Raw genomic sequence first — 9,434 nt, forward strand, 5'->3', positions numbered from 1 at the left:
TAGTTTAGATGCCTAAAGACCTTGGAGAAACGTTACGAGCTTACTATCGGGCCGGTATCGTACGGTCTTACTATCATGTGGCGCGACATTGGCGAGAATTTTCTCTTTCAACTCCAGACTGGCATCCAGGTACATCTGGGTTGTCTGGGGGGATTCATGCCCCAACCACATGGCAATGTTAAATGGATCCACGCCGGCCTGCAGTAATTCCATGGCTGCCGTATGTCTCAGCACGTGCGGGGTCACGCTTTTTTTTCGCAGCGAAGGACATACCCTGGCAGCCTGGGCAGTGTACTTTTTCAGAAGGCGTTGTATGGCATCCGAACTGAGATGTCCGCCTCGAACACTCGGAAACAGCGGATTATCGACGGGTACGCGAAGCTCTTTCATCCAGGCTTTTAGAACAACGGCGGTCTGCTTACTGAAGGGGGTGACGCGTTGTTTTCGACCTTTACCCACGACGTCAACGTGCGCGCCAGTGCCAAGGGTTACAGCTTCGCATGTGAGGCTGGTCATTTCCGATACACGCAATCCCGTCTCCACCGCCAATCGGAGTAAAGCATGATCGCGACGACCACACCAGGTGCGCGTATCGGGCGCAGCAAGCAGCGCCTTGACTTCCGGCCGCGTCAGGAAGTGAATGAGCCTGCGATCGTAGCGCTTTCCGGGCATCGACAGAACGCGCTGGATTTGCGCAGAATACGCGGGCGCTTCGAAGGCCGCATAGCGGAAGAACGAACGGATCGCCGTAAGGCGCAGATTCCGTGTGCGGGCACTGATGGCCCGGGTCCTTTCCAGATCATTCAGGAATGCTGTCACGAGCGGCGCATTGATGTCCTCAAATGCCAAATGGTCCGGCGGTTTGTGCAGTCGCTTGTTGACAAACCGAAGAAGCAGCCTGAACGTGTCCCGATACGAACTGATGGTGTGCGGGCTGGCCTGCCGCTGTTGCATGAGACGTTCCGTAAAGAACCGCTGCAATAGTGTCGGGAAACTGATCGTAGATTTCATGGCACATCCTTCCAACGACGCTCCAGGCGCTTCATCGCCTGCTTCATAAGCTCTGGGTTTTGCTCTACATACCAGTATGTATCTTTCACCCATTGGTGACCGAGGAAGGTCGACAACACTGGTAACCAATGCTCAGGGTCTTTACCCGATTGGTCTAATCTCACCAGCGTCGTGACCGCGAATAGATGGCGATAGTCAATCAGCCGCGGAGCATGCTTTGTTGAATCGCGAAGACCGATTTTCCGTGTGAGTGCCGTAAATGTATGGGAGATCATATCTCCACTGAGAGGCTTGCCTTGCGAAGTGAGGAATAAACGGGGTTCCGGGCGACCCGCAAGACATAGTTCACGACGTCGAAGGTAGTCTGCAAGTACATCTCGAGTGGTGGAATGGATAGGAACCAACCTCGATTTTCCGTGTTTGCTTTCCCGCACCGTCAGAACACATTCCTTCAAGTCTACGTCTTCAAGCTCCAGATTGACCGCTTCACCGGGGCGCAACCCTGTGACGCTTAGGAGACCGATCAGTGTAAAATAGGTCCACCTTCTGAGTCCCCATGGCGGAGGAAGGGCCACTGCGGCAGCCAGTATCTTTCTGTTTTCTTCATTGGTGTAAAGGTGGGGTGCCCGCCGGTGATACCGATGCGGAAGCAGTCCGTCCGGTGGAATCTCCGTGTGTGGATCGAAGGCGCTCAGATAGCGTGCGAAGTCACGTACTACGCCTAATCGCTGAGCCCAGATTACCGGTTGAACCGACGGGGGTTTTTTCGCCCAGGTTAACGCCAGCGACGCGTTAATGTGTGAGAACCGACGCCGCTCCATAAAGCTGACGAAGTCTTCCAGCCGTTGGCCTGCTTCATGGAGTTTGAATCCCATACGACGGCGCATCATCAAGTACTCTTCCATTGACTTGCGTAACGTACTCACGATCGACTCCCCGGCCATGGTGGTGCCAAGATTCGCAGCGAGTCCAAATCGATTTTGGTATATATTCTCGTCGAGTCGGGACTCTTGTGGCGCAAGACCTCGCTAATCTCGGCCAACGAGGATCCTTGACGCAGCATCTGCGTCGCTAGCGCGTGGCGGAATTGATGGGCTCCTTTTCTCTGCGAATCGATGCCAGCCCGCTCCAACGCGTATTTGACTACATTGCTTACCGATTTTGACGTGCTGAATCCACGAATCGGTGCGTTTATACGCAGGAAGACTCTCCGACTCTCAGAATGTGCACGACCGTTTTTCAGGTAGTCGGCGATCGCTTCACCCACCGGCGCCAGTAATGGCAATGGCGACTCCTGTCCACCTTTTCCATGAATGTTCAGCGTACCAGCTTCCCAATCGATGTCATCCAACGTCAAGGAAGCAACCTCGCCACTCCGCAAGCCGAGCCGGGCAAGGAGGAGCAGAATCGCATAATCACGGCGACCGACGGGACGACTGCGGTCACAACTGGCCAACGCGCGCCTGGCATGTTCAGGAGATATCGCCTTGGGGATTGAAGTCATTGACCAGTGAGCGACCTTGGGAATCGCTGCAGCGAGGTCAAGTTTGATTAAGCCCCGATAACGCGCATACCGCAAAAAGGAGCGCAACACCTTTGCGATCGAATGCGTTCGTGTTGGATATTGAGCAGCCTCATGCTGAACAAAGTCTATGAGCTCACAGGCATGGAGTTCCGAAAGCCGCGTTGCTTCGTCACCGTATAGTTTTTTCAAAAACAAATACGCATACGACCGATATGTTCTGATCGTCGTAGCTGCCAAGCCTCGTTCGTGGTGCAGATACAAAGCGTATTCGCCTACCAGTTTTTCAACTGGTGTCTGCACAACGGGTGCGTCCCTTGCAACGATTCCATTATCTTGCAGAAATTGCACAAAACATCTTAGCGCGTATTGTTCGCCTTTCCGTGGACATCGGTAGTATGCGCGGTAGCGCAGGTAACGAAGCGTGGTTTTGTGAGTCACTTCCTCGATCGACGTTTTCTTGCGCTTGAGCCACACGCTGAAATCGGCAATGAGACGCAAGTATCTGCGAATGGTTTCTTGCGGATAACCTTGATCACAGAGCATGCCTTGAAATGCACCGAGGTGCTCAGCTAGAGGGCCTTCGGGCGCATCGAGCGAATGCGACCGCGTTTTTGGATACGACTTCTCCATGACCTGCGTCTCTCGCGAAAGCGAGTCCAATGTCAATTAGACTATGCCGATCATATTTGGTTCGTTGCGCTTAAATTCTCGACTCGTTCTGTCTGTATTGAACATAGTTTACGAGGCGGCATAGTTGCCACTACGCCGCTAGCGGCGTAGCGGCAAGTCACGCGTCGTTCCAATTCATCCAACCGTCGTGCGAGCACTCAGTCGCTACGTAAAGCTACGGGATCACGATTGGCCCGTCACGCTAAGCGATCACTTCTTCATCGTGCACGGAAGCAGCATGAAGATCAGTACGGTCGAGGATGTCTTCGGGTCATTGCGTTCACAGTTGGGATGGGTCGCCCGTGGTGATCATCCGGCTCCACGCATCCACGATCTGAGACACTCGTTTATCTGTCGACGGGTGTTGCTCTGGTACCAGCAAGGGGTGGACGTCGACAACGCGATGGTCATGCTGTCGACTTACGTCGGGCATGCCAAGGTGACCGACACTTACTGGTATCTGACCGGCATCCCCGAACTGATGGCGATTGCGGCCCAGCGCTTTGAGCACTTTGCAGGAGGAGCTTGCCATGTCTAGGCCCAGGCATTCTTCGGCGTCGAACTTCGCGGCGCTGCTACAGGAATTCTTCGTTGAACGGTTGATGCAACAGCGGGCAGTCAGTCCGCAGACGATAGCCAGCTACCGGGATACATTTCGATTGTTCCTCCAGTTCGCTCAGGCGCATCTCCACAAGTCGCCCACCGACCTGGCGTTGACGGACATCGACGTGAAATTAGTGTTGGCTTTCCTTCGTCATCTGGAAGACGACCGACATAATTGCGCGCGTACCCGGAACGCGCGGCTCGTTGCCCTCCGTTCATTCCTGAAGTACGCGGCACTTAAGGACATTTCTGCACTGGCTGTTATCCAAAGCACTCTGGCCATTCCGATGAAACGCTTCGACAGACCGCTCGTCGGCCACCTGTCGCGTGATGAGATCGAGGCGCTACTCGCCGCGCCTGACCTCAACACCTGGTGCGGGCAGCGGGACCGGGTACTGTTTGCAACTCTTTACAACACTGGCGCACGCGTTTCCGAACTGATCGGTCTGCGGGTGGGCGACGTCGTCCTGGATAAAGCGCCCTGTGCCCATATCCACGGCAAAGGTCGGAAGCGGCGCACCGTACCTCTGTGGCGCTCGACAGCGAGCCTGATCAGAAGCTGGTTGCCACACATCGGGGCGTCACCCGACCAGATGCTGTTTCCCAATCGCTCGGGCAATCCGATGACGCGCTCTAACGTAACGGATCGGCTCAAGCTCGCCGTGCGGGCGGCCACCGGGCAATGTCCCCAACTGTCAAGCCATCCCGTTTCTCCGCATGTCATCCGGCATTCGACCGGGACGCATCTGCTGCAATCAGGCGTTGACCTCAGCGTCATTGCGCTGTGGCTCGGACACGAAAGCCCAGCCACGACTCACATGTACGTCGAGGCCGACCTGGCGATGAAGGAGCGCGCGCTCAATACTTTGCAGCCACCTCACAGCAAGATCCCGCGATATCGACCGCCCGATCGCCTGATGCAGTTCCTTGAAAGCCTGTAATTATGCGCAGTTCACACCACGGACCCGCCATGCATAGCCCATCGCAGAGAGACAAACGAGTCTCCGTGGCGCGGAACTGCGCATATTCCCGAGATCGGCATAGTTTCGATCATGCAAATATTTGCATGACAGAAAGACGAGATGCACTCCGCTGCGGCCGGATGTCGTTGCCGTCCTGAAACAATGGCTGTTGTATCAATCGGGCGAACCGGGTGATCCAGTCTTCCCCAGTTCGCGCGGTGGTCATCTCAGTGCCGATGCTCTTCAGCGACTCGTGTCGCGCAACGCCGTAATAGCGCGTCTCTCGTGCCCCTCGCTGAAGAAAAAATCCATAACGCCTCATACGCTTCGGCACACAGCCGCAATGAGCCTGATGCATCACGGCGTCGACCTAACCGTGATCGCGCTCTGGCTCGGCCACGAATCCTCCGAGACTACCCAGATCTACTTGCACGCCGACATGCAACTCAAGGAACGCGCGCTCGCGCACGCCACGGCGAGCGGCGTCGCGCCGACACGCTACAAACCTCCAGATCCGTTGCTCGCCTTCCTGGAGGCTCTCTGATAATGCCGACAATCCGAGTGACCGGGAACAGAGATCCGCCCAACCGTTGTGCGTCTGGATTCGTGACGCGGCATAATCGGGGAGTCGGCATAACTTCGTGGAGCGGCTGTGGCGCAACGTGAAGCATGAAGACGTGTATCTGAAGGGCTACGCCAACATGGGCGAGCTGACGGTGGGACTGGCGCAATATTTTGCGTTCTACAACGCCGAACGGCCGCACCAGTCGCTGGGATACGCAACGCCGGATCAGGTCTATCGCTCGGGTATCGGTGGCGGCGCACTGATCGTCGATAAATATGGCCACACGGATGAAAGGCCGGGAGAGGAATGCGGGACGGGGCAGCGCCGTGCAGCTGCGGAATCGGACGCGATCGCAGCTTAAATCGACCAGAAAAGTGTCTTGACTGATGGGTCCACTTTACTGAAAGCAGTTGTTTCTGAAGTGAAACGTTTTTCGACAAGGAAGCACAAACCCGCACGATAGCTACCTTGCGTAGCTCGAGTTGCTCATGCTAAAAAGCGAATATCAAAATACGAGACGCGAGCCATGACCGGTGTAAAATCCCCACGATTGACGAAAGCCGTGATAGTCCTTCTTTCAACTATGCTCGCTGCATGGTTCATTGTGGGCTGTATTACGACACAGGTGGCGCCGTTGGCACCACACCCATCCACGTGGCACACGGTACCTGTCAAGCGGGGGGACTCTGTTGCATACATCACTCCGCCTGAGGCGTGGATACTCCGGATTTCTCCGTACGGCGTAGTTCTCGCAATTCTCTTGGCAGTCCTCGTGGCTGGGAGTCGCAAACAGAAGAAAGCTCACGGCTGAACAATATTCGACCCGTTTCGCGTCGCGGCAATATCGGGCGAACCATGCCCAGCGAGGAATTTCGCCAGATTTTTCGCCGAATACTTAGCAGTCCAGATATTCAATGTTTTCAGGCGACCCATCGCATAAATATTTTCCCTCGACGCATTCTCGGCAGATTGAGCTTGTCATGATGTTCTTAATTAAGGACCACGACTGATTAAGAGTGCGCGGTGGGTGTTGTATTAAAAATCCCTGTTTGAGTGAGTAGACGGCTCGCGACGGGCTTGAACCATTCGCCTGTGTAGTGGGGCATTGTCGATAGCCCTCGGGAAAGAGCATCAGCGTGAGATTGTGTTCTACCTATTTGGCCGAAAAAATCGCTAAATCATACTGAAACGGCGCCTGAACCACGACTTGATGCATCTCGCATTGCTTCTGAGCACTAACATGACAAGGCGGCTCGCTGGCTGGGCGCACCTGCAGCCAGCTGTCTCGGCAAATAGGATGGCATCCGAACCTGGTTTCTATCGGTGCCTGCTCAGCTCAATGCGCAGCCTACTTAAGACATGGGGTCCGCGGTCCGCTGCCTCGATAACGCTACAAACCACGCCGGCCGAAACCACGCCTTCCTAACGTAGCGTAGTGACTTAGTGCCGCGAACCAAACTACCCGGAGTCGATACCATCGATGGCTTCCAAACAGCTTCCGAAAAGCCTCTTCAAGTATCGCTCCTTCTCAAAAATTCCTTGCGCATGTTTTCGGAGGCTGAAGTGTTTTACGCACGGCCAGAGGCCTTCAACGACCCGTTCGACGTAAGCGTTAAATAAGCCACACCTTGAGGAATCGTGTCGTTACCCAGTAACGTTGAGCTATGGGATTGTTACCGGGTAACGATAGTGAGGAGCGCATTGACTCATCAGAATTGCAACTCGCGCTGACCTGTTGCCTCACGTAGTTTGCTACCCGTCGGATTGTCCGGCGGGAGCGGCTCGAGGTGACGAGGCAAATCGGCATGACGACACGCAAGGAGTTGGTGGCAGCATTGCAATTGCGGTATGGCAGCGCGACGTTCGGTGACCTGATCAGGATTCTTGATGAGTTCGTGGCCTGACCGGGTATCACCGCAAGCACGCCATCCGGCTGCTGCGGCAGGAGCCCGGCGCGGCGAAGGGGGCACGCGAGCGCAACCGGCTATACGACGAGGCGGTACGCCAGGCGCTGACGGTGTTGTGGGAAGCAGCCGACAGGGTTTGCGGCAAGCGACTGAAGGCGTTGATCCCGAAGCTGGTTGATGCCATGGAGCGGCACGGCCATCTCGATCTGGATCCGGTCGTCAAGGCCAAACTCCTTCGGATCAGCGCGGCGACCATCGATCGCTTGCTGGCCAATGCGCGTGCGCACATCGATGGGCGGCGCAAACGGCGCACGGGGGTGGGTTCGGCCATCCGGCGCAGCATTCCTGTGCGTACCTTCGCCGACTGGCGTGATCCACCACCGGGATTTTTCGAGATTGATATGGTCGAACACTGCGGCGGCTCGAAGATAAACGGTGAGTTCGTCCACACCCTCACGCTGACGGATATCGCCAGCGGCTGGACAGAATGCGTGGCCATGCGAGTACGTAACCAGATGCTGGTGATTGAAGGATTTGAGAAAGCGGCTGCGGATCTGCCATTCGCGATGCTTGGAGTGGACTCGGATAATGACAGTGCGTTCATGAACCAGAGCGTCCTCGACTACTGCAAGGGCCGTGGCCTTGTGCAAACCGGTTCAAGGGCCTACAAGAAGAACGATCAGGCCTGGGTGGAGCAGAAGAACGGCGCTGTCGTGCGACGGCTGGTCGGTTATGGCCGGCTGAGTGGGGTCGATGCCAGGAACGCGCTGGCGCAGCTGTACGCGTCATCGCGGCTATACATTAACTTCTTCCAGCCCTCGTCGTGTCGTCAACGACGCGTTCAAGCAGTTCAATTTCGGTGGGTGTAAACGCGAGGTCTGCGGGAGCTGTCGATGCCGAGCGACCGAGCATTGTGATCCAGAATATGCGCCAGCTTAGGATGCAGAAGACTGCAATCAGGTTCGCCAGCCGGTCCGCTGTACGAAGCCGGGATTCTTCCGCTTTGCAGCCCGATTTCAGGATTTTGTGGAAGGTCTCGATTTTCCAGCGCATCGCGTACCAGTCGAGCTTCTCGATTGCCTCGGCACGAGAGCAGACGGGCAAATTGGTGATCAATTTCCATTCAATTGGAGGACGCCCGGGCGGTGGATCGCGCTCCTGGGCGTAAAGGACTGTCAGTTGTAGCGCAGGGTAGCGGTTTTGCTTGCCGATGGGCGGCAGCACGGTCATTCGCTGGTAGCGGAGCTCGAGCGTCGCGATCATCGGACGGCCCCTCGCGTCGCGAAGCTCGACGCGATGCAGTCCCTTTAGCTGGACTTGCTTCATGATCCTGGAGATCGTGTGCTGGCCATCTCCCGCGAGCCTGTCGACGCAGGTGCGCACCAGGAAGTGAGTGCACAGGTCATACGCCGTATAGAACAGCTCGTAAATGTCGCTTTCACGGTCACCGATGTGAATGCAACGCACAGGATCGTCGAGAAGCTCGGTCGACTCGCGCATATTCTCCAGCCAGCGCCAGCTTTCCTTTTCCTCAATCGGTACGCGCGTGGGATTGATATGGCGCTTGAGTTCCGAAGTTCCTTTGAACTGCTTCCGCGTCCAGAATTTCACCGCAGCCAAGCCGAGAGGCAAGCCATCTGCAGTGACAACAAGACTTGAATGCATCAGGATGCCGCACTGCGTGAGCGGTTGTTGATAACCCAAGCCATTCTTTCCCGTTCGGAGAGACGTCTTGCCCGTGTAGCCGATGAGTTCGGGGCGCTCCCGTTGGTATGAAAATGTGGTTGTGTCCTGCAAGATAAGAATCGGCCCATCGGTGGCCTTGAAAACGTTCAGCGCTCGCCTGGAAATGCCCACTCAGAATATCGTGTTCGCTCACACGATCGTTGGACAGGAACCGGTAGGCGGCCTTGGTCGAAGCCCAGTCTTGACACGCGAACGGAATAGTCTGCCCCATGCCGTCCCATAGCTTTCCCAGCAAGATCGCAAAGCGGCGGCGCAACCTGGCGTCCTGGAACTCGCTCCCCTGGACTTCCAGATCGAACCACGATCAATTATCCGCCTGTCGCTTGCCGGCCATCTCGCTTGCACATGGGACTAAAGTGGACCCATCAGTCAAGACACTTTTCTGGTCGATTTAAGCTGTGATCGCGTCCAACTGCGCAGCTGCCCGGCGCTGCCCCGTGCTGCAT

At 56.0% G+C, this 9,434-nt stretch carries 8 protein-coding genes and 2 pseudogenes; 5 read left to right on the forward strand and 5 right to left on the reverse strand.

Annotated elements, in window-relative coordinates; all coding sequences use genetic code 11:
• Window positions 1–12 precede the first annotated feature (12 nt).
• Genes P3T43_RS34435 through P3T43_RS34445 form a run of 3 tightly spaced genes read right to left on the reverse strand, consistent with a single transcriptional unit; the run spans window position 13 to window position 3,166 of the window.
• Window positions 13–1,011: a tyrosine-type recombinase/integrase gene (locus P3T43_RS34435; RefSeq protein ID WP_429285460.1), complete on the reverse strand. Its 999-nt coding sequence runs from the start codon at window positions 1,009–1,011 to the stop codon at window positions 13–15.
• Entirely contained in the window at window positions 1,008–1,937 is a 930-nt protein-coding gene (locus tag P3T43_RS34440; RefSeq protein ID WP_429285461.1) for a tyrosine-type recombinase/integrase, read from the reverse strand. The genes P3T43_RS34435 and P3T43_RS34440 overlap by 4 nt, the downstream gene beginning before the upstream one ends.
• Window positions 1,934–3,166: a site-specific integrase gene (locus P3T43_RS34445; protein WP_429285462.1), complete on the reverse strand. Its 1,233-nt coding sequence runs from the start codon at window positions 3,164–3,166 to the stop codon at window positions 1,934–1,936. The genes P3T43_RS34440 and P3T43_RS34445 overlap by 4 nt, the downstream gene beginning before the upstream one ends.
• A 277-nt stretch (window positions 3,167–3,443) precedes the next feature.
• Between P3T43_RS34445 and P3T43_RS34450 the strand changes: the two genes are divergently transcribed.
• The 5 genes and pseudogenes from P3T43_RS34450 (at window position 3,444) to P3T43_RS34470 (ending at window position 8,111) form a co-directional block, all read left to right on the forward strand.
• Window positions 3,444–3,743 carry a hypothetical protein gene (locus tag P3T43_RS34450; protein ID WP_429285463.1) on the forward strand — a complete coding sequence of 100 codons (300 nt, stop codon included), beginning with the start codon at window positions 3,444–3,446 and terminating at the stop codon, window positions 3,741–3,743.
• Window positions 3,736–4,749: a tyrosine-type recombinase/integrase gene (locus P3T43_RS34455; RefSeq protein WP_429285464.1), complete on the forward strand. Its 1,014-nt coding sequence runs from the start codon at window positions 3,736–3,738 to the stop codon at window positions 4,747–4,749. The genes P3T43_RS34450 and P3T43_RS34455 overlap by 8 nt, the downstream gene beginning before the upstream one ends.
• Before the next feature lie 121 nt (window positions 4,750–4,870).
• Window positions 4,871–5,314, forward strand: a complete 444-nt coding sequence (locus P3T43_RS34460; RefSeq protein WP_429285465.1) for a tyrosine-type recombinase/integrase — start codon at window positions 4,871–4,873, stop codon at window positions 5,312–5,314.
• A gap of 94 nt (window positions 5,315–5,408) precedes the next feature.
• A pseudogene (locus P3T43_RS34465) lies at window positions 5,409–5,696 on the forward strand (integrase core domain-containing protein); the annotation flags it as partial.
• Between the two features lie 1,656 nt (window positions 5,697–7,352).
• Window positions 7,353–8,111, forward strand: a complete 759-nt coding sequence (locus P3T43_RS34470) for an integrase catalytic domain-containing protein (RefSeq protein ID WP_429285466.1) — start codon at window positions 7,353–7,355, stop codon at window positions 8,109–8,111.
• Here P3T43_RS34470 and P3T43_RS34475 read toward each other — a convergent pair.
• Both P3T43_RS34475 and P3T43_RS34480 read right to left on the reverse strand, forming a co-directional pair.
• Window positions 8,044–9,099, reverse strand: coding sequence for an IS4 family transposase (locus P3T43_RS34475; RefSeq protein WP_429285467.1), 1,056 nt, complete (start codon window positions 9,097–9,099; stop codon window positions 8,044–8,046). The genes P3T43_RS34470 and P3T43_RS34475 overlap by 68 nt on opposite strands.
• 79 nt (window positions 9,100–9,178) lie before the next feature.
• Window positions 9,179–9,244, reverse strand: a pseudogene (locus P3T43_RS34480) (hypothetical protein); the annotation flags it as partial.
• Window positions 9,245–9,434: the final 190 nt, after the last annotated feature.

This window comes from Paraburkholderia sp. GAS41 (assembly GCF_050436545.1).
Lineage (GTDB): Bacteria > Pseudomonadota > Gammaproteobacteria > Burkholderiales > Burkholderiaceae > Paraburkholderia.

What these genes read in the sequence shown, in the direction of transcription:
- P3T43_RS34435 (WP_429285460.1), bottom strand. Translation starts at nt 1,011, where the DNA reads ATGAAATCTACGATCAGTTTCCCGACACTATTGCAGCGGTTCTTTACG.
- P3T43_RS34450 (WP_429285463.1), top strand. Translation starts at nt 3,444, where the DNA reads ATGAAGATCAGTACGGTCGAGGATGTCTTCGGGTCATTGCGTTCACAG.
- P3T43_RS34455 (WP_429285464.1), top strand. Translation starts at nt 3,736, where the DNA reads ATGTCTAGGCCCAGGCATTCTTCGGCGTCGAACTTCGCGGCGCTGCTA.
- P3T43_RS34445 (WP_429285462.1), bottom strand. Translation starts at nt 3,166, where the DNA reads ATGGAGAAGTCGTATCCAAAAACGCGGTCGCATTCGCTCGATGCGCCC.